The following is a 20,343-nucleotide window of genomic DNA, read 5'->3' on the forward strand; positions in this document are numbered from 1 at the left end:
TTAGTTTGTTGCTGCAACGAAATTTCCTATTTTTCATTTGTGGATCTCGCCGGCGGACCTAATCCACTTTCACCCATAACAAAGGCACGTGGTTTTTGCGGCCCAGACGCTGGGCGGCGAATCTTGCACAACGTTTTGATGCGAGCGAAAACACTCGGTCTAACGGTTTTCCTATTGTTTCAGGCGCTGCCTGTTGACGCCAAAGATCCGTCGGATCTGCCCGCAATCGCATTTAATCAAACGAGGTTTGTCGACGTCCGAGAGGGGTACGTTTCGCTCGAGTGGAATGATGTCCTCGGTAGTGAAAGCCTTCACAAGGATGGCGGCAACACCCTCGCGACCGATGCCAGCTACATGGTCTGGGATGAGCGGGGGACGGTCTACTATCGCGGCCATCTTCCCATGGCGTTTGTTTCTGGCCTGCCCGATGGTGACTATCAGTTCGATGTTGCGGTGGCAGCGCGGGACGGACAGATTCTGCGACACGCAGACGAGCCCGCCATCGTGATGGTCCGTCACTGGTCGATGCCGCAGGCAATGTCCCTTTTCACGGTTGGGCTGGTCGTTTTTCTTGCTCTGATCGCCGTCATTGTGCACGGCTCCTGTAGCTGCCGTCGATCAGTTCGCAATTCAGGAGCACCGACTGAATGACCGTGTATGAGGACGTTTGGATGCTCGCCGCGACTCCGATCCTCTCGCCTACGGCGGGGTACACGATGCTCGCAATCTTCAGTGTCTTGTGGATTGCATTGGGCATCTGGTGGGGACGTCGAGCCAGTACGTATGAAGGTTTCGCGGTGGCGGGACGCAACGTCGGACTCGCCCTTGGCACCGCAACCGCAGTCGCGACTTGGATCACATCCAACACGACAATGCTGGCTCCCCAATTCGCATTGCAACTTGGCATTTGGGGCGCCCTAGCGTATTGCACGGCGAGTTTCGGACTTTTCGCCTTCGCACCGATGAGCGGTCGTATCCGCCAATTGATGCCTGAGGGCTATACGGCGGTCGAGTTTGTGCGCCGGCGATACGGCCTCGTCGCGACGGTGCCGTTTCTCATCATTTCTTTATTTTACGCGATCACTTGGTTGATCTCGATGTCAATGGCGGGCGGCAAGTTGCTCGAGGTGTTGGCGGGGATTCCCTACGAGGTTGGGATGACCGTGGTGATCACGGTATGTGTCGCTTACACACTCTTCGGTGGCATGTATGCGGTCATCGGTACTGACTTTATCCAGAGCCTGATCATTTTGATCGGGTTGGTCGTCGTCACGATTGCCGTTCTGTCGCAGGTCGAGATTGCCGATGTTCACGAGAAATTGCAAGCCGATCGACCGATGCTGCTATCGATCTTCTTTCCAGCAGCATTAATGGCTATTTTCAATAACATGCTTTTTGGGTTTGGTGAGATCTTCCACAGCAATGTTTGGTGGAGCCGAGCATTCGCAATGCGCGCAGGCGTCGGCCCCAAAGCTTACGTGTTGGGCGGTCTGCTTTGGTTGCCAATTCCCATCGTCGCAGGTTTCTTGGGCTTGGCGGCGCCGGCTCTGGGAATTGGCATCAGCCAGCCCGATACAGTGGGGCCATTGGTCGCCGCAACATTACTCGGTGATGTCGGTGCGGTGCTCGTGTTTATCGTCGTGTTCTGCTCGTTGGCGTCGAGCATTGACTCACTACTGGCGGCGACGTCCGACCTCGTCGTCAATGATATTGCTGAGCCGCTCGTGCCGGGCAGCGTCACGCAGCGGCAGAAGCGCCTGTGGTCCGGGGTGAGCATCGTTGCCCTCGGTGGTCTGGCCTGGGCGGTGGCACTGCCCAATGTGTCTGACTTGGCGACTGTGCTGTTCTTTGCCGGGCCACTTGTGGGTAGCTGCATTTGGCCGATCGTCGGAGGACTGTACTATCGACGTCCTGGTCCCATCGCTGCAGCCTCCGCAATGGTTGCTGGCAGCCTGATCGGACTTGCGGCTTATTTCTTGATAGGTTGGATGGTGGCGTCGCTTGTCGGTGCAGCGGTTTCCGGAATCGTATTTGCAGTCCTGGTTTGGCTGCGGCCCAATGGCTACGATTTTAAGTTGTTATCTGCCCCCGCTACGCGACCCCAAGACGTCGCTGACGATGGCAGCTCATCTGTTTCTCCAGCGGGAGCGTGAGACATGTTCCCACTTTGGTTGCTTCAATTTCTTGTGATTGGTGGTTTGGTGCTGACTTGTGTCGGCATCGTCACACTAATCGTTTTCCTGGTGATCGATACGCGGGACAAACAGATATGGTGAGTACGACAGAGATGGCCGCCAATTCTAAAGGGCCGCGATTGTGGCCCGAGCCGCTCTTGGCGGTCACCAACGGCGTTGTGGATCGAGAAGCTCTCGCAGATCTCGCGGGCAAGTCCATTCTGAATCCCCGGCAGCTCGACCGCCGGACAGTGACCGCCATCGCCCAGCTCGCGGCGCTATTGGAATCACGAAACGTCGAGATGGATAAACCACTTGACGGCAAAATTGCGATCACCGCCTTCTTCGAAGCCAGCACGCGGACGCGGCTGTCATTCGAGAGTGCTGTGTTGAGGCTCGATGGCAAAGTCCTCTCAGTACCCGACGGACAGGTCACTGGGATCGCCAAAGGGGAATCGATCGCAGACATCGGTGAAATGTTCAATACCTACGGCGACGTCGTGATTATGCGGCATCCTGACACGAACTCGATGGAGGAAATCAGTAAGAATCTGCATCGTCCGCTCATCAATGCCGGCAACGGGTCGGGGCATCATCCTACCCAGGCCTTGATCGATTGGTACGCATTGTTGAAGTGGCGTCCGGATCTGTCACGCATCATCTGCCCCGCCGACAAACAAATCCATATCGGGATCATCGGCACTCCCGGCTCGATGCGGGCGGTCAAAAGCTTTTTGCGGCTCGCGCTGATGTTCGCAGGTTCGGTTAAAAAGATCACCATCATCTCTGAACTGGCGGATCCAGTAGGATTGGATTTGACTGAACCGATTGAAGAATCACCCATTCCGATCGACATCACCAACGACGTACATCAAGTCCTACCAAACCTCGACGTTGTCTATGTCAACTCGATTGCGTTTTTAGGCGATAGCTATCGAAACCTAGACGCTCGCTACCAACTGGATTGCAATAGCAACCTCAAACCAGGGGCGGTGATCTTACATCCGCTCGCTCGTAACAAAGAGCTGTCGGTCGAACTGGATGACACCGACCACAACCTGTACTTCGCTCAGGCAGCCGGCGCCGTGTTCGTTCGCCAGGCCGTGCTCGCCTCGGTCCTCGATCGCCTCGACCGCATCACCGGCATCGACAACGCCTAATCTCCCCTCGCCCCATTTCCTCTCTCCCCCTCTCCCTCATGTGTGGCATCACCGGTTTCTGGAACCCGCGACGAAATAGCGAACGCGAACTCCGCTCGACGCTCGACGGCATGCTCGACGTGCTCGACCACCGCGGTCCCGACGAACGCGGGAGTCGACTGTTTGTCGATCAAGGGCTCGCCCTTGGGCACACGCGGCTGTCGATCATTGGTTTGGATTGCGGGCATCAACCCATCTCGACAACCGACGGCGATTACGCCGTGACCGTCAATGGAGAACTCTACAACTACAAGACCATCCGTACGCAGCTGGCCTGTGAGAAATTCGAGTGCAATGGCAAGAGTGACAGCGCGATCACGCTACCGCTGTACCTTAAGTACGGTCTGGGAATGGTTGAGCACCTCCGTGGCGAGTTTGCCATCGTGCTCTACGACCATCGCGAACAGCGGCTGATCTTGATTCGGGACCGGTTTGGGATCAAGCCGCTCTACTATGCCGCGGGAGACAATGGGCTTGTATGGGGATCGGAGGTGAAATCGATCCTGCAGCATCCCGATGTCCCGGCCAAATTGTGCCCGCATGCAGCGATCCATCAGATGATGCAGGTGATGGTGCCGGGTTCGACAGCATTTGAGGGTGTGCATGCGTTGCAACCAGGCCATATGCTGGTGGCCCAATTGCGCGATGGACGACTCGAGATTGACACCCAGCGATGGTGGGATTTCACATTCCCTGATTCGCATGATCCGAATCCGAATCCCGCTGAATACGTACAGGGAGTACAGGATCGATTGATTGACGCTGTTGCCACGCGATTGGAAGCCGACGTGCCCGTCGGTTGCTATCTCTCGGGCGGCATCGACAGTTGCTCAATTCTAGGGCTGGCGACGACGTTGATGCAGTCGCCGGTCAAAGCCTTTACGATCGCCTTCGACAGCGACGAGTACGATGAATCGAATATCGCCAAATTGATGGCCGATCGCACTGGGGCCGAACAAGAACTCCTGCGTCTGACCGAAAAGGAACTCTATGGCCCCGCCTTCGAACGGGCGACGTGGCATGCCGAGCGGACTTTTTACAATACGTTGGCGGTCGCGAAATGGCACATGAGTCGGCGCGTGCGTGCGTGTAACTACAAAGCCGTCATCACAGGTGAGGGCAGTGACGAACTCTTCGGTGGTTATCCCTTTTTCAAACGCGATTGGCTCGGGCGTGATGGTGAAGAAGCAGGTGTGTTTGCTGGCGCTATTCTCGCCGAGGAAGACCAGCAGCATGAGGCGTGGCAGGACTTATGCGGATTTACACCATCGTGGCTGCAGCCCTGGATGCTGGTACTGCAGCGGTTCTCACCGCTTCTATCGAACGATCTCAAGGATCTGCTAAGCCAGTACGACCCGATTGCTGAGATTGCCGGCGCGATTGACCCTGCTGCGGTGAGCGGCCGGCACCGGCTCGATATTTCTCAGTACACCTGGAGCAAGACCATGCTCGAAGGCCAGATTCTGACCTGGGGTGGCGACCGTATGGACATGGCCAATTCGATGGAGGCGCGGCCAGCATTCTTGGACCATCATCTTGCCGAGTATGCGACCACCATCCCACCGGAGGTTCGCATCCGGGGCGGAGTTGAAAAGTGGGTACTCCGAGAAGCCATGGTCAATGTGCTCCCACGCGAACTGTATGAACGAAAGAAATTCGCTTTCATGGCTCCGCCCGCTCATACGGATCCTGTCAAACGGGCTGCCGTGCAGGAGATGATCGATCATTGGCTGACTCCGGAACGGATCAATGAGCTCGGTTTTTTCGATGGCGAATCTGTTACTCGCTTCATTAATGACGCGTGGCGGGAAACCGACGGTACGATTGCGCGTCGCAACGACATCATCATCAACCACGTACTGCAGTTGCATATGCTGCACGGCCAATACGTCGAAGGCCAACCCCTACCCGCAGTGGACTGAGATGAAAGTTGAACTCGAACGCATCAAGTCGGACATTCTCACGCTTGCGGAAATCGGTCGCAACGCCGCGGACCGCGGCATCTACCGAATGGCGTTCACCGATGCCGATATCGAAGGCAAACGCTGGTTGACAAACCGAATTGAGACGGCAGGCTTGGCGGCGTCGATGGATGGTGCCGCCAACGTTACCGCGACCCACGCCGGCACTACCAACGCGCCCCGCGTCTTGGTCGGCTCTCACATCGACACCGTTCCCTGCGCCGGCGCGCTCGACGGCACGCTCGGCGTTGTTGTTGGTTTGGAGTGTTTGAGGCGATTGCACGAGGAAGCGATCTCATTGAAGCGAACGATTGAATTGATCGCGTTCAGTGACGAAGAGGGTCGCTTCGGCGGTATGTTCGGTTCGCACTCCGTTTGCGGACTGATCAATCCCGAATTGCTCGCGACGATGAGTGATCTCGACGGAGTGAAGCTTGCTGATGAGATGAGCCGGCACGGTTACAACCCGCTCGCGGCCCTCGACGCGGCCCGTGATCCTGAATCGATCGCGAGTTATCTGGAGCTGCACATCGAGCAGGGGCCCGTCCTCGACCATCTTAAAAAGCCGATTGGGATCGTTGATGAGATCACCGGTCTATTCACGTGGTCAGTTTGGTTCCGCGGAGAAGCCAATCATGCGGGGACGACGCCGATGGAGATGCGTAAAGACGCCTTCATGGGCCTGGCTGATTTCGCTCACGAGGTGCCGCGCATCTTGGACGAGAATGGCTCACCACGCAGCCGCGCGACCATCGGCAAGGCTCAGATATTGCCGGGCGCCGCAAACACGGTACCTGGTCTGGTCGAGTTCTCACTCGATGTGCGTGATACGTCTGAAGAGGTTCTCGCGGAACTCTCGGCATCGTTTCAAAAGGCACTCTCTGCGATCGCGCGCCGACGCGGGCTGATGTTCGAATTCCAACAGAAGAGCTATTTGAAGCCTGTTCAGTGTGGCGGCAACATCGTCGAAGAACTCACGTGCCAAAGCGAACGACTCGGGCTCGACGCCCACCACATGCACAGCGGCGCCGCTCACGATGCGCAGATCATGGGACGCATGGTGCCCGTCGGCATGATTTTTGTCCCCAGCAAAGGCGGCCAAAGCCATTCACCCGCTGAGTGGACCGCATGGGCGGACATCGAAGCAGGGGCAAATCTAATGCTGAACACACTTTTGAGTCTCGCAGACAGCGAGTGAACGTCAGCCTTACCGTCTTCGACTGCGAAGTGACAGAAGCTGCGTCGAACGTGGCCGGCGTGTGGTGCAGAATTGTGCGTGGCGATCACTCAGCACTATGAATCATCACGAGGATGAGTCATCGCGAGGCCCGACCAAACGGTCGCGCCCACTCATTGCACCATCGGCCACAATGTGGCGCCGATCAGCGTCACCACGAAACCTGCCACTCCCATGACAGTCAGTGTGGTTGAGAATGTCTTCAACGTTTCCTTCGGAGTCATGCCGCTCAATCGGCCAATCACCCAAAACCCGCTGTCATTCATCCATGGCAGCGGTTTGGATCCGCAACCGATTGCTAAAAACAAATAGACGGGGTGAAACGGCAGCGTCATCGTCGTCGCCATGGGGCCAACGATCGCAACCGATGTGATCATCGCAACCGTTGCAGAGCCCTGGACAAACCGAATCAAGACGGTCACAAAAAAACCAACGCACAGGATCATTAACCCCGAGCCTTGGTGTGGCATCTCGTCTACCAAAACATCGGCGATTCCCGTTTCACGAATGACTTGGCCAAGCGCCCCACCGGCGGCGGTGATCAGAATAATCGAGCCCGCTTCCGATAATGCCGTTTGGACATGACTGGCCAACGGCGCCCCATCGCGTCTGGGAGACCACGCTAGCAAGACCAGTGCGACGGCAGCAGACAGCGTCAACGCGATATTCTTATCGGATGCAAAGGCAATCGCAGTCGCGGTCCACGACGCCTCCCCCGGCGAATCAGATCCCTGAGACGCGAGCCCGAGCGCCTGCCAGTCCGCGCCGCTTGCCAGTAAAACGAGTGGCAATAGAACGGGTAATAACGATAACCACAACGGAGGTAGCGGCTGGGACAAAATCGCCTCACCCGCTGCATTCTCCGCTGATGAAGCTTGAGGTGACGTCAGCTCGAATTCCGGTATCACCGTCCAGCGACGATTAATCGCTAAGGCATACAGATAGCCCACGACTGCGCAAATCACGCCAACAGCGAGTCCAGCCTTGAGCGCGATGCCAAGGTCAATGTTCAACTCACTCGCAACAAGCAGGGGGCCTGGTGTCGGGGGCACCATTGAGTGCGCCATCGTGGCTCCGACAACGACGGACATCACGTACAGTAGGTAGTTCTTACCTGTCCGCCGGTAGAGTGCTTTGGCCAACGGAATCATTAAGTAGAATACCGTATCGAAGTACACCGGAATGGCGAGCACAAATCCGCTGATAACGAACCCGATCGATGTTCGTGAATCGCCCAGCAGCGAGCAGGCGGCGTCGATGATTCGTTGGGCACCGCCACTGACGAGCAAGCAATGCCCAATGATCGCAGCCATCGCGATCAAAATTCCGATCTTGCGACAGGTGTCACCAAATCCGTCGGCGACACGCGCCCCCACGCTGCGACTTGCGAATGCGGAAATTTTCTGCCAGTCTTGATTGGGCACTAATTGGTCGCCCGGCTCCAAGTCGAACGAATCCGAGTCTAGGCTGACAATGGTCGCGCCCGAGTTAGCCAGCCCTAGCTGCATGACGCCGACCGGTGTGAGGTCGGCAGACGCTGCCGAGTTCATGCCCGCGTTAGCCCGGAGCACCTGATACGACCCCGGTGACAGCTGCATGGCGTCGATCGCTTCACTGCTCAACGAGCCGGCATCCAAGTCGTCAGCATCAACGACTGCCGCGACCTGGCGGATCTCGTGTCGCATCATCGTTGCCGGCGAAGTAAGTAGCGCGATTGCAAGAGCTGCTGCAATCAGCGATAAAAACGCGTGCCAACGGAAAAACACGATTCCCGTCAAAACGACGATCATGCCAATGAAGAGAATCAGGAGCGGGGGCATCAAGTAAGTCGCGTAATCAACGTTCTGAAGAATTAATTTATATCCATGCCAACCCCGCCCCCCTCGTCGCCTGATCCCACCAATCTGCGCAGCCATCGTTGGTTCGGGCCAGATGATCTACGTTCATTTGGGCATCGCTCGCGACTCAAGGGAATGGGCCTCGCCGATGACGACTATATGGGAAAACCGGTCATCGGGATTCTCAACACGTGGAGTGATCTTAACACATGCCACTCACACCTGCGGCATCGCGCCGAAGAAATAAAGCGCGGTGTCTGGCAGGCAGGCGGGTTTCCTGTCGAAGTTCCAATGATGTCCTTGGGCGAGATGTTGATGAAGCCATCGACAATGCTCTATCGCAACCTGCTTGCGATGGAAACCGAGGAGGTTCTTCGTTGCCATCCGATCGACGCGGCGATCCTGATGGGGGGATGTGATAAGACGACGCCCGCGTTGTTGATGGGGGCCATCAGCGCTGACTTGCCTGCGATGTTCTTTCCCGCTGGACCGATGCTCAATGCCCGTTGGAAAAAAGAAACGCTTGGCAGCGGCAGTGATGCGTGGAAATACTGGGCGGAGCGGCGGGCGGGAAATCTCTGTGATCAATCGTGGTGCCAGATCGAAAACGCTATCGCCAGGTCACCCGGCCACTGCATGACGATGGGCACTGCATCGACAATGACCGCAATCGCCGAAGCGATGGGAATGTCACTCCCCGGGGCCTCATCAATTCCCGCAGTATTGTCAGAGCATTCACGACTGGCGACGTTATACGGCCGCCGGATTGTTGAAATGGCCTGGGAAAATTTGAAGCCATCAAGCCTGCTAACGGCAGCCTCGTTTGACAACGCAATCATCACCGATATGGCGATCGGTGGCTCGACGAACGCAATCATTCATGTCATCGCGATGGCTCGACGCGCCGGTATTCCGCTGACTCTGGATCGCTTTGATGAACTTTCACGATCCACACCTGTGGTGGCCAACGTGCGACCCTCAGGCGACAAATACCTGATGGAAGACTTTTACAACGCGGGTGGATTGACCGCACTGATGAAACAGATTGAATCCTTGCTCGACACAACCTGCCTCACCGTCAGTGGGCGAACACTCGGTGAGAATCTCGTCGATGCCGAGGTGCACGACGACGACGTCATCCGCTCGCTTGATCGCCCCGTCTCCACCGCCGGGGGAACCTTTGTTCTGCGCGGTAACTTGGCACCGCAAGGCTGCGTCGTCAAACCGTCCGCCGCCGATCCTCGGCTTTTCGACCATACTGGCACGGCAGTTGTTTTCGAAAACTACCCTGACATGAAAGCCCGCTTGAACGACGAGAGTCTTGATATCACTGCCGACTCGGTACTCGTGCTCCGCAGCGCCGGCCCCCTCGGTGCCCCCGGGTTCCCGGAATGGGGCATGTTGCCGATTCCCGATCGCTTGCTCAAAGCTGGCGTTCGTGATCTTGTCCGAATTTCCGATTCACGGATGAGCGGTACGAGCTATGGCATGTGCATTCTCCACGTTTCGCCGGAGTCCCACCTAGGTGGCCCGTTGGCGCTAGTGCAAACGGGCGACAAGATTCATCTCAATGTCAACGAGCGCCGCCTCGATCTCTTGGTCGATGACGACGAACTCGCTCGCCGGCGCGCCGCCTGGACGCCGCCGGAACTGCACTACGAGCGAGGCTACGGTCAACTTTTTTGCAAACATGTCACGCAGGCAAACGACGGTTGCGACTTCGATTTTCTTCAACACGGTAAACCAACACCTGAACCGGATATTTTCTGATATGAACACCCAACCTATTACCCCAGAACTCTTGGCGAGTTCCGTCATTGCCGTGCCCCCTTTAGCACGTGACAGCAATCTTGCAATTGATCGAGCTGAGAACCAAAGAATGGTCCAGTATCTCGAGCAGGGAGGAGTCACCACTCTGCTGTATGGAGGCAATGCAGTTCTCTACCACATCGCGTTGAGCGAGTACGCGGACCTGCTAGGGATGCTGGCAGATGTTTCGAGTGACACGACGACCGTGATTCCCTCGGTCGGCCCGTCCTATGGCATGATGATGGATCAAGCGACGATTCTGCGAGATTTTGACTATCCCACCGTCATGGTTCTGCCCCAAGAAGCCATTGCCACCACAAGCGGCATCACGACGGGAACTCGTAAGTTTGCCGAAGCCTTCGGGAAACCGGTCGTCTTGTATCTCAAACACGACCGTTACATGGAACCTGAGCAAGTTCGCGGCCTGGTCGACGATGGTCTGGTCTCAGCGATCAAGTATGCCGTCGTCCGCGATAATACCGAGGATGATCCTTATCTGCGAGAGATCATCGACGCTGTTGGTCCCGAGTTGATTGTCAGCGGAATTGGCGAACAACCCGCGATCATTCACATGCGAGATTTCGGTCTCACCGGATTTACCTCTGGATGTATCTGCATCACCCCCGCACTGAGCATGCGGATGCTGCATGCAATTCAAGCGGAACGGTACGACGAAGCGGAAGAGATCCGCCAGCAATTTTGTGAGCTGGAGGATCTGCGAAACAGTATCAATCCCATTCGCGTTCTCCATGAAGCGGTCGGTTTCGCCGGTATCGCAAAGACTGGCCCAATCCTACCGCTGCTCAGTGGAATCAGCGATTCCGAATCGAAACTCGTTGAGCAGGCCGCCAAGTCACTCTATCCAGCCAGCAAATAGCTGCATCGGAGGCGTCGCTCGGGAGCAACCTCCCGAGCGATCACGTAGCGGGGGTGCCAATCGCTCAATCAGCATGCTGGACTGCGGAACGATGCGCAGTCGCTACGACGGAGCGTTCCAACAATCGCGAGTGCACCGAGCCCCAAGGCTAACAGAGTTATGGGGGCTGAATTGACAGCTACCAGCAGGCTGGTAACTTGTCGGCTCACGACAAGTTCGTGCAGTTGCATCCGTCACGTTTTGGGCTTCCATGGGCATTCTAATTCCGCTGATCTTGATTTCATTCACATGCCTGTTGATCTGGCGAGCCTGTGATGGATTCGAGGTGGCGTCGAAGTATATCGGCCGCAATATGTCCGAGGGGGTGCGGGGCGGCACCATCAACGCGATTTCGAGTTCTGTGCCCGAACTATGCACGACGTTGATTGCCCTGTTCGTACTGTCCGACCGAGACGGATTTGCGATCGGCATCGGCACTACCGCGGGCAGTGCCATGTTCAACGGTATGATCATTCCAGCAGCGTGCATTCTGACTGTGATTGGATCGGTTATCTTGGGAATCCGAGTCACCTCAGTTCACGTCTCCACAAAAGTGTTACTGCGCGACGGGTTGTCTCTGATTTTCTGTGAGTTCGTGCTGATCCTGCTGATCAATGGGGAACAACTTCACTGGTGGCAGGGGCTGGTATTGATCGGTCTCTACCTGACGTACTTTGCTTTCATGCTGTTGTCCATGAAGCAAGCAGAGGAGACCGACATCGAACCAGAGCGTGTGGAAGAAGAGGGGGATGAGGAGCGACGCGGATATTCAGCGAACTTGTTCTACTGGCTATCGCTCGGTCCCTTGTTGGATCTCGAGAACATGTTTGTGCGCGGCAAACAGCAAGAGCAGATTGCAAAGGGAACCTGGAACGGCTGGCCATTGCTACTAACATCCACGGCAATCATCGGCGCTGCCTGCTGGTTGCTTGTCGAGGCTTGCCAATGGTTGGGCACGGGAAACGCCGAGTCCCCTCACTACACGCTGTTTGGCACCGAGCTGACGGGCCTGGGCATGCCGCCGATGTTTGTCGCTGTTATTTTCGCGTCGATGGCTACCAGCGTGCCAGACTTGGTGATGTCGATACGCGACGCGCGCGGGGGCGACTACGACGATGCGGTCGCCAACGCACTGGGCAGCAATATCTTCGACATCTGTTTTGCCCTCGGCTTCCCGTTGTTTCTCTTCACCTTAGTCCACGGACCGATTGAAATGTCGGCGGACATTGCCGCCGAAAGTGGCGAGTTGCGTTTATTGCTGCTGGCGCTGACGATCATCAGTTTCTTTATCTACTACCTCGGTCGACGCGGTCGTACCCCAGAGGGTGTGTCGTACGTCGAAATGGGTCGCGGCAAAGCGATCCTATTGCTGGCGATTTACATCACATTCGTGCTCTATATCGTCGGCCGCAGCGAAGGCTATGCTGCTGCTGAATCGCTTTCCGCATACCTGCAAGGACTGCTGCACGCCTTGCCAGCCCTTGGATGATGCCACCCAATCACCGCTGCCGCAAGATAGAATCAGTTCGGCTGGCCGCTTTGACAACTCACCCGCAGAGGGTTCGATACCGGCGTTCGCAGATGCAACGAGTGCGGGCCTGCGCACTTGGCCAGCCAGGTGCCTCAGTCTAGTTGTCCACGCACGTTTCCAAGAACCGTGCCAAGCGGTGGAAGTCGGAGTTTTGCTCGATAAAACGCACTTTCGTCACCAGAGTTTGCGGATCGACGAGGTCATCGAAGGGCACGAAGTGCAAGTCGAACTGTCCGGCCACCGACACCATCACCCCATTGAGTTTTTCCTCGACGAGAGCCCGGTACGCTCCCACACCCAGCTGGGAACCGAGCAACACGTCGTAGGCTTGCGGCGGTGCACATCGTGCTTCGTATCCCATCTGCAACCCGTTGACCTTGCGGTACTTGCCAGTGCGTTCGGTGTATCGCTCACCAATTAAGCGTGAGATTAACGCCGAGAGATTGATCGATGAAATGTTGATGTGGCCGTGGTCATCTCGACTAACCCCTTCGAGATATTTTGCCGGCAGGAACTCGGCCATTCCTTCGGCAATCACAATCGTTCCGTAGGGACGCCCATCGCGTTCGCGGGCCAGCATCATGTCAACCATACGGTCAATGACTCGCTCTAGCGCCATGACCTTGCGAGTGGCCCCGGTTTCGGCATTCACGACTTCCTCATCAGCGAGGGCGCCCGTGATGTCCTCGACGCTGAGCACCATGCTCGCTTCACCAGCAATCGCCGCTCCATACGCCAACCATCCCGCGCTGCGTCCCATGGCTTCGCACAAGAAATAGGCTCGTCCCGCCGCCGCATCAAAGTTAAGATTGCGAATCTCTTCGGCGAGTGTTTCGACGGCGGTGAAGAACCCAAACGTAAAGTCGATCCCGGAGTAGTCGTTGTCGATCGTCTTGGGCAGGTGGACCACAGGGAATCGCCTCGCATCACCTGGCAAATTGTCCTGAAACATTTTCAGTTTGTTTGCAGTCTTGAGCGTGTCGTCTCCGCCAATGGAAATCAACGCATCGATCTCGAGCGAGCAAAGTCCTTCATAGACCCGCCGTAGCGGCGCGACCAGCTCGGGGTCTTTCAAGTGTTCAGGGCTGCTGACATGTTTGCCCGGATTGGTGCGTGCAGTCCCGATCATGATACCGCGGCTGCTGCGAGCATTGATCAGCGTGTCGTGCGAGAATCGAATGTAATCTTCGCCTTCACACAGTGGACCTGCCGCGGTGTATTCCGCCAAGCGACTATAGCCGTGTTTGATCCCAAACACTTGAGCGCCTTCCTCGAGAAACGAAAAGGCAGCGGTACTGATAACCGCATTAGCTGCCGGCGCCGGACCTCCCGCGAACAGGATGGCGACGCGTTTGATGTCGAGATTGTGATGGGCCAGCTCAGGCACGGCGTCACGCTTGTGGTTAGGGGAGAAAGATTGGGGACTGCGATGTCTCATGTTCTGGGGAACGGACCAGATTCTAAGGATTTACGGTCGCTCGCCAAGATATCTGATTTTGCGAACTACATGTTGCGGAAGTACTCGACGCTCGCCGCGATTTCCTGCTTTGCGGTTGCCACAGGCATCTCAGACCTCCCCACAATGAACGGGCCTCGATAGGGAATATCCTCCAGTTGGCCGAGCAGCGAAGGAAAATCGGTTGTCCCCTGACCGACCGGAACTGCAATTCCCCGCCCAGCGGAGAGATCGAGCACGCCGTCGACCGCGTTCACAATACGAATCCGATCGCCGAGGGCCGCAACGGCGTCACTGACGCTATGCCGGTTGATAATCAATTGCCCGGGATTGAGCGCTACGGCAATATACGATTCGGCACTCATATCAATCAAACTGGCTAAATGCGCCCCAGGCTCAGTCCCCGTTTCTGCGGCGAAAAATGCACCCACTCGCGCACCGAACCGTCCCAGGTCGTCGAGCACTTCACGCATGGTGTTCCAGCGTGGGTCAACCTGCTCACCACCGCCATCGGCGGATCCGGCATGACTGCCTGCGGATATGTTGCCGTGCGACGATGCACCGGCGACCCAGGCCTGGGCTTCGGCGACGCTCAATCCCTCGGGCGGCATCGCAGAACTGATGACGGTTGATCCGAACGCCCCTGTCGTTTTCGCTGGCGTCCCTGCGCCACGCCGCGATGCTGGTGGAGTGGGGACAGGGCCAATCTGGTTGACAACCAAAGGGGCACCAAGTCGATAGGCGGCACGCATCGCATCTTTCGTGGCGTCGACCCGGCGGTCCAAGTTCGGCAAGTAATCGAATCCAAACCGGGTCGGCAGTCGGATCGAGGCAACTTTCAGATTCAGGTCATCGAGTATCTTTCGCACCGTGCGTACGGCAGTGTCGGATATCTCGGAAACGTCGAGTAATTGTCTTCCGCACAACTCGACACTCGTCGCGCCCGTTGCGGCCACCCAACCCAACGTACGTCGCAGGGATGCCGCCGAGGGGGTCTGCTCGCCCAACGCATCCACCCGCACACCAATTTTCATTTCTGCCATTTTTGCTACCTGTTTGCGTACTTAAATTCTGCGTTTTGAATTCGAATCTCGCGACAGTCTCCGTCGCGAGCGTAGCTACTTCGCCGTACTTGTGAATCTCGCCTCGCGAACGACCGTGACTTTAATCTCACCAGGATAGGTGAGCTCTTTTTCGAAGCAGAGGGCAATGTCACGACAGATCGTCGCAGCGGACTCATCGCTGATTTTGCCACTGCTGACGATCACACGGACCTCACGTCCCGCGGAGATCGCGTAGGCCTGTTGAACGCCATCGAAGCGGTGGGCAATCGACTCGAGTTCCTCCATTCGCTTGACGTAACGCTCGAGCGATTCTCGCCGGGCCCCCGGGCGACTGGCGCTGCAGGCGTCGGCGGTTGCCACGAGCATCGTGTAAGGGTGCTCAGTGACAACTTCGTCGTGGTGACCTCGAGCAGCATGGACGACCTCTTGGCACTCTTTGTGTCGTTGCAAGAGATCGCCGCCAATCTTTGGATGCCCACCTTCGAGTTCGTGGTCAGCTGCCTTGCCGATATCATGCAGCAGTCCCGCGCGGCGGGCAAGGTCTCCGTCCATGTCAATCATCTCCGCCATCATTCCCGACAGAAACGCAACTTCGACGCTGTGCCGCAGCACGTTCTGGCTGTACGAAGTCCGAAAATGCAACCGTCCGAGCATCTCGATTACTCGGTCGTGCAGACCGGAAACATTGACTTCGCTCGCAGCCTCCTGGCCCTTCTTGATAATGAACGTTTTGATCTCCTGCGTCGTCTGTTCAACCATCTCCTCGATCTTCGAAGGATGAATGCGACCATCGGCAATCAGCTTCTCCAATGACAGACGAGCAATCTCACGGCGCACCGGATCAAAGCCACTGACCACGACGACTCCGGGCGTATCGTCGATGATCAGGTCCATGCCCGTCGCTGCTTCGAAGGCGCGAATGTTTCGACCATCTCGGCCGATGATGCGGCCCTTCATGTCATCACTCGGCACCCCAACGGTGCTCGTCGTCGTATCGGCGGTATGCGGAGACGCGTAACGCTGCATCGCCGTCAACAACATCTCGCGGGCCTGGTCGTCTACTCGGCGGGAAAGCTCACGCTGTTGCTTCAGCACGGCGGCCCCAATCTCGTGCTCAAGATCGACGTGCACCGATTCAATCAACTTCGCCGCTGCTTGTTCCTCCGTCATGCCGCTGATCTGCTCCAGCGTGCGTTGACCTTCTTGAACGAGTCGGTCCAACTCAGCGCGTTGTTCGGTCAGCTCGCGCATCTGCGCAGCCAATCGCGTTTGACTATTCTCGAGCCCACGCTGCGCTTTCTGAAGGGTCTCCTGGTTGGCCGCAAGTTGGTCCTCACGGATGTCCAGTTTGCGGTCTCTTGCCGCCTCCTTTTCCTTCAGCAGCGCGACCTCACGCTCGGTTGCGAGCTTGATAGAAATTGCGTTTTCACGCGCTTCGAGGACGACTTTCGCTGCGCTGGTTTCGGCGTCACGTTGGGCTGCGGAAAGCAGCGCTGCGGCTTCGCTGCGTAAACGTTCGTCGCGTTTGATGGCCTGCCGCCGTACCCAGCCCAGCACAACGGCGATGCCAAGGAAGAAACAGACGAGACAGTAGAGAATCGTGGTAGCGATTTCGGGATTCATATTGATTTGCGATCCGCCTGCTTTCATCGACGCTTCGCTTGATTCGTTGCATGCCGACGCTGTGAAGGACTCCACAGGCATATCTCGCTGCAACCCACGGGCTGCTGCGAAATAGAGATGTCAGGAAGTAGGACCAGATTGTGGGCCACATGATCGGGAACTTATTCGAGCAAAAAGCGAACGTGATTCGTCGAACGCACCGGGGGATCGATGCGGTAGACGAGCGGGAGTTATTGAGTGGGGAATTTTGATGGATAAGAGACGCGAATGGTCGCGCGTCTGGTCCGATAGCATACCAGTGCCGCAGGCGTCCTGCGCGGGGGGTGATGATCCTGTCCAGCATCGTTTTCAAACGAATCGCTTCGCGTCCGCCCCTTCGATCCACATGGTCCGAACATTCCGCGCAAGGCCTCTGGACGCTCTCCGGCAGAGCGTACTGGGACATTTTCACAGTTTGGGCTTGGCGGTTCCGCTGCGGCGATGTATGGTTTGTTCTCAGAGAACTGCCAAACGGATTGGCGGTCCATTGCCAAGGGTCGATCGGCAACAAGAAATGCAACCGCATTTGATCGACCGACGAGAACACGGTGTAGAGCCAAGGTCTCTGCTGCTCGTCTATCGGTAAACGAACCGTTTACCAACCGCTGCCAACCGACTCGGTCCTGTCGACCGACCCAGGAAAGCTGCTCCGCGTTTATGGAAATGAACGCAAATGACTTCGTGACTCTTCTTGTTAGTCCGAGGTTTCCGGAATTTCGCGTTGGCGACTTTCCTACAGCTCCCCCTTGAGCGTTTGTTCGTCAACTAAGCGTCCATCCGCTCTCGCTCGCAGTTCGTGTTGGAACGTTTTATCTCCGCAGCCATTCTTAGGCTGCCCGTCTAGACATGCATCCCGCGAGTGATTCACTCAAATTTGAAAAAGAAACACTCTTGAAGACTTTCGAATCAATCGACCTATTCGCTCCCCTCAAACGCGCCCTCGCAGAACAAGAATACGTTACACCGACCCCGATCCAGGCGCAGGCCATCCCCGCAGGCGTGGCGGGCCAAGATATTCTCGGATGTGCACAAACGGGTACCGGTAAAACTGCCGCCTTCGCACTGCCGATCCTCGATTTTCTCGGTCACGAGAAACCTCGTGCTGCACCCAACCGCCCGACCACACTCGTCCTCGCACCGACTCGCGAACTGGCGATTCAGATCGGCGACAGTTTCCGCGTGTACGGCAAACATATGAAATTCCACTCCGCGCTTGTCTACGGTGGCGTGGGGCAAACCGGTCAGGTGAATTCGATGCGAAAGGGCGTTGACGTGCTGATCGCGACACCCGGACGACTGATCGACCTCATGGATCAAGGGCATATCAACCTTCGTGACGTGCAAATTTTTGTGCTCGACGAGGCTGATCGGATGCTCGACATGGGGTTCCTGCCCGCCCTGAAGAAGATCATCGCGGCACTTCCCCAGCAACGCCAGTCAATGTTTTTCTCCGCGACGCTCGCTCCGAAGATTCGTGAACTTGCCAATAGCTTGTTGTTCAATCCGGTATCGATCAACGTGACTCCCAAGAAGACGAGCGTCGAACTGATCGAACAGCGATTGCGAATCGTCCGCCGTGACAACAAGGTCTCGTCGTTGACGGAACTATTGCTCGGGAAGGACGTGACTCGTTCGATCGTGTTCACACGCACCAAACATGGTGCGAACTCATTGGTGAAGAAACTCGACAAAAGCGGTATCCAAGCGGTTGCGATTCACGGCAATAAAACACAGAACGCTCGTCAAAAAGCGCTCGATGCGTTTCGTAATGATCGCATCAACGTACTTGTTGCGACCGACGTCGCCGCTCGGGGCATCGATATCGATGGCGTTAGCCATGTGATCAACTACGACATGCCCGTTGAACCGGAGAGCTATGTTCACCGCATCGGCCGTACCGGCCGCGCGGGTGCGGATGGAATTGCCATTTCGTTCTGCACCGGCGACGAGCGAGGCGAGCTCAGTGCAATCGAAAGCTTGATTGGCCAAAAACTCAAAGTTGAAAATCCTGAGGAGCGTTTCGAACCGGCTTCGAATGCTCCCAAAGGACGCGGCCAAGGTGGTGGTGGTGGCGGTCGGTCGCGAGGCAGCCGACCGGCTGGTGGTGGTCGCGCCAGTGGCGGCCAATCACGGCGTGGTTCGAACAGCGGTGGTGGCGGGAAAAGCTCCTTCCCACGAAACAAAAAGCCAGGCCGACACGCCTCGGTGTGAGGACCATGACACGCGTTTCTGATTACCTTTCGCAACTCATTGCGTTCGATACCGTCAGCAGCCGTAGCAATGAAGGCATCTCTGACCTCGTTGCCGCATGGCTGCAAGAACTCGATTTCGATGTTGAGCGGACAAGCTATCGGGATTCTCGTGGTGTGCTCAAATGTAACCTCGTCGCTCGGCGAGGTCCGGAGATGAATGCGTCGGGCGTTGGCGATAGCGGGCGGCATAGGGCCGATAAGCGGAGCGGTTTAGCTTACTTCTGCCATACCGACACCGTCCCCGCGGATCGATGGACCGGACCGGGCCACAATCCGTTTATTGCGACGGTTGAGGGAACACGTATCTACGGTCGTGGAGCCTGCGACATGAAAGGCTCACTGGCGGCGATGCTTACTTCGGTCAGCCAAGTCGATCCGGCGTTACAAACCAGTCCCCTCTGGTTCGTCTGCACTGCTGACGAAGAAGTCGGATTCGAAGGCGCACGGCATCTCACCGAGCATTCTGCCTGCTATGGGCAAATTGCCGCTGCCGATCCGCCCTGCATCATCGGAGAACCCACGGGGCTGCGTGTCATCCATGCCCACAAAGGTATCGTTGGGTTTCGCGTAGTCTCAGCAGGCCGAGCAGCGCATAGCAGTACCAATACCGGCGTCAATGCCAATGTGGCTATGGTTCCGATGCTGCAAACTCTCTTGGAGATCAACGAGCGTTGCCAGACGGACCTTGTCTTACGAAATGGCATGTTCGACCCACCGACCCTCACTTGGAATTTCGGTGTCAGCGATGGAATGGATGCACTCAATATCGTTCCCGATCACTGCGCGGCATGGGTGAGTTTCCGCACGATGCCGGGTGTGGATGGCAGCGAGCTGCTGGCGCAGGTCCAGCAGCGGGCTGTCGAACTGGGGCTAACGTTCCAGCTCTTTCCTGGTGGTGAGCCGATGCAGACTCCCGCCGATGCCGCGTGCGTTCGTGACCTCTGCGAGTTGGCAAAACCCTTCATCGGTGAAAATCGCTCGGAAGCGGTCTGCTATGCCACGGATGCCTGCGTCCTCAACGGGCTCACTCAACGCATGGTGTGCGGCCCCGGCGAGATTGCCCAAGCACACACGGTTAACGAATTCATCGAAGTCGATCAACTCGAAAAAGGTGTGCAGCTCTACGAGTCCGCCATCCGCCATTGGTGCGTCTGACGTAGAAGGGGCCATCGTCTTGTCCGGTACCGATCGGCCCACCCGAGAAAATGCTCCCGAGTGACGATTAAAGCTGATACCCGGGCCTC

At 56.8% G+C, this 20,343-nt stretch carries 14 protein-coding genes; 10 read left to right on the top strand and 4 right to left on the bottom strand.

The features are described 5' to 3' along the window. The first annotated feature begins 138 nt into the window (after positions 1 to 138). The 5 genes from Poly21_RS04680 (at position 139) to Poly21_RS04700 (ending at position 6,532) form a co-directional block, all read left to right on the top strand. Positions 139 to 651 (top strand): hypothetical protein, encoded by a 513-nt coding sequence (locus Poly21_RS04680; RefSeq protein ID WP_146405794.1) that lies wholly within the window; start codon positions 139 to 141, stop codon positions 649 to 651. Further along, complete coding sequence (locus tag Poly21_RS04685; protein ID WP_302117583.1) at positions 648 to 2,153, top strand: sodium:solute symporter family protein; 1,506 nt, start codon at positions 648 to 650, stop codon at positions 2,151 to 2,153. Before Poly21_RS04680 ends, Poly21_RS04685 begins: the two co-directional genes overlap by 4 nt. Positions 2,154 to 2,287: 134 nt before the next feature. After that, positions 2,288 to 3,334: an aspartate/ornithine carbamoyltransferase family protein gene (locus Poly21_RS04690; RefSeq protein ID WP_302117584.1), complete on the top strand. Its 1,047-nt coding sequence runs from the start codon at positions 2,288 to 2,290 to the stop codon at positions 3,332 to 3,334. 38 nt (positions 3,335 to 3,372) lie between these two features. Then, on the top strand, positions 3,373 to 5,295 hold the full coding sequence (asnB, locus tag Poly21_RS04695; protein WP_146405796.1) for an asparagine synthase (glutamine-hydrolyzing): 1,923 nt from the start codon (positions 3,373 to 3,375) through the stop codon (positions 5,293 to 5,295). A gap of 1 nt (position 5,296) precedes the next feature. Further along, on the top strand, positions 5,297 to 6,532 hold the full coding sequence (locus Poly21_RS04700; RefSeq protein WP_146405797.1) for a Zn-dependent hydrolase: 1,236 nt from the start codon (positions 5,297 to 5,299) through the stop codon (positions 6,530 to 6,532). A 152-nt stretch (positions 6,533 to 6,684) separates the two neighbouring features. Here Poly21_RS04700 and Poly21_RS04705 read toward each other — a convergent pair whose 3' ends face one another. After that, complete coding sequence (locus Poly21_RS04705; protein WP_302117585.1) at positions 6,685 to 8,391, bottom strand: GntP family permease; 1,707 nt, start codon at positions 8,389 to 8,391, stop codon at positions 6,685 to 6,687. A 45-nt stretch (positions 8,392 to 8,436) separates the two neighbouring features. Here Poly21_RS04705 and araD point away from each other — a divergent pair, with 45 nt between their 5' ends. The 3 genes from araD to Poly21_RS04720 all read left to right on the top strand — a co-directional run bounded on the left by araD (position 8,437) and on the right by Poly21_RS04720 (position 12,623). Beyond that, positions 8,437 to 10,179 carry an L-arabinonate dehydratase gene (araD, locus tag Poly21_RS04710; RefSeq protein WP_146405799.1) on the top strand — a complete coding sequence of 581 codons (1,743 nt, stop codon included), beginning with the start codon at positions 8,437 to 8,439 and terminating at the stop codon, positions 10,177 to 10,179. Between the two features lies 1 nt (position 10,180). After that, entirely contained in the window at positions 10,181 to 11,095 is a 915-nt protein-coding gene (locus Poly21_RS04715) for a dihydrodipicolinate synthase family protein (protein WP_146405800.1), read from the top strand. A gap of 250 nt (positions 11,096 to 11,345) precedes the next feature. Then, positions 11,346 to 12,623, top strand: a complete 1,278-nt coding sequence (locus Poly21_RS04720; protein ID WP_146405801.1) for a sodium:calcium antiporter — start codon at positions 11,346 to 11,348, stop codon at positions 12,621 to 12,623. Positions 12,624 to 12,762: 139 nt separating this feature from the next. On the opposite strand, the gene Poly21_RS04725 is transcribed toward Poly21_RS04720, so the two are convergent. The 3 genes from Poly21_RS04725 to rny all read right to left on the bottom strand — a co-directional run bounded on the left by Poly21_RS04725 (position 12,763) and on the right by rny (position 16,808). Continuing rightward, on the bottom strand, positions 12,763 to 14,052 hold the full coding sequence (locus Poly21_RS04725; RefSeq protein ID WP_146405802.1) for a 6-phosphofructokinase: 1,290 nt from the start codon (positions 14,050 to 14,052) through the stop codon (positions 12,763 to 12,765). A gap of 116 nt (positions 14,053 to 14,168) precedes the next feature. After that, positions 14,169 to 15,164: a sugar phosphate isomerase/epimerase family protein gene (locus Poly21_RS04730; protein WP_146405803.1), complete on the bottom strand. Its 996-nt coding sequence runs from the start codon at positions 15,162 to 15,164 to the stop codon at positions 14,169 to 14,171. Positions 15,165 to 15,239: 75 nt separating this feature from the next. After that, positions 15,240 to 16,808, bottom strand: coding sequence for a ribonuclease Y (gene rny, locus Poly21_RS04735; RefSeq protein ID WP_146406865.1), 1,569 nt, complete (start codon positions 16,806 to 16,808; stop codon positions 15,240 to 15,242). Positions 16,809 to 17,738: 930 nt separating this feature from the next. On the opposite strand from rny, the gene Poly21_RS04740 reads away from it, so the two are divergent. Both Poly21_RS04740 and Poly21_RS04745 read left to right on the top strand, forming a co-directional pair. Beyond that, the gene (locus Poly21_RS04740) at positions 17,739 to 19,058 is read left to right on the top strand and encodes a DEAD/DEAH box helicase (RefSeq protein WP_302117587.1); all 1,320 of its coding nucleotides are present in this window, start codon (positions 17,739 to 17,741) and stop codon (positions 19,056 to 19,058) included. 5 nt (positions 19,059 to 19,063) lie between these two features. Further along, the gene (locus Poly21_RS04745; protein ID WP_146405805.1) at positions 19,064 to 20,254 is read left to right on the top strand and encodes a M20 family metallopeptidase; all 1,191 of its coding nucleotides are present in this window, start codon (positions 19,064 to 19,066) and stop codon (positions 20,252 to 20,254) included. The last annotated feature ends 89 nt before the right edge of the window (positions 20,255 to 20,343 follow it).

The organism is Allorhodopirellula heiligendammensis, from assembly GCF_007860105.1.
Taxonomy (GTDB): Bacteria; Planctomycetota; Planctomycetia; order Pirellulales; family Pirellulaceae; genus Rhodopirellula; species Rhodopirellula heiligendammensis.

Coding starts and splice junctions, on each gene's coding strand:
- Poly21_RS04680 (WP_146405794.1), top strand. CDS start 139: ATGCGAGCGAAAACACTCGGTCTAACGGTTTTCCTATTGTTTCAGGCG.
- Poly21_RS04685 (WP_302117583.1), top strand. CDS start 648: ATGACCGTGTATGAGGACGTTTGGATGCTCGCCGCGACTCCGATCCTC.
- Poly21_RS04690 (WP_302117584.1), top strand. CDS start 2,288: ATGGCCGCCAATTCTAAAGGGCCGCGATTGTGGCCCGAGCCGCTCTTG.
- asnB (WP_146405796.1), top strand. CDS start 3,373: ATGTGTGGCATCACCGGTTTCTGGAACCCGCGACGAAATAGCGAACGC.
- Poly21_RS04700 (WP_146405797.1), top strand. CDS start 5,297: ATGAAAGTTGAACTCGAACGCATCAAGTCGGACATTCTCACGCTTGCG.
- Poly21_RS04705 (WP_302117585.1), bottom strand. CDS start 8,391: ATGCCCCCGCTCCTGATTCTCTTCATTGGCATGATCGTCGTTTTGACG.
- araD (WP_146405799.1), top strand. CDS start 8,437: ATGCCAACCCCGCCCCCCTCGTCGCCTGATCCCACCAATCTGCGCAGC.
- Poly21_RS04715 (WP_146405800.1), top strand. CDS start 10,181: ATGAACACCCAACCTATTACCCCAGAACTCTTGGCGAGTTCCGTCATT.
- Poly21_RS04720 (WP_146405801.1), top strand. CDS start 11,346: ATGGGCATTCTAATTCCGCTGATCTTGATTTCATTCACATGCCTGTTG.
- Poly21_RS04730 (WP_146405803.1), bottom strand. CDS start 15,164: ATGGCAGAAATGAAAATTGGTGTGCGGGTGGATGCGTTGGGCGAGCAG.
- rny (WP_146406865.1), bottom strand. CDS start 16,808: ATGAATCCCGAAATCGCTACCACGATTCTCTACTGTCTCGTCTGTTTC.
- Poly21_RS04745 (WP_146405805.1), top strand. CDS start 19,064: ATGACACGCGTTTCTGATTACCTTTCGCAACTCATTGCGTTCGATACC.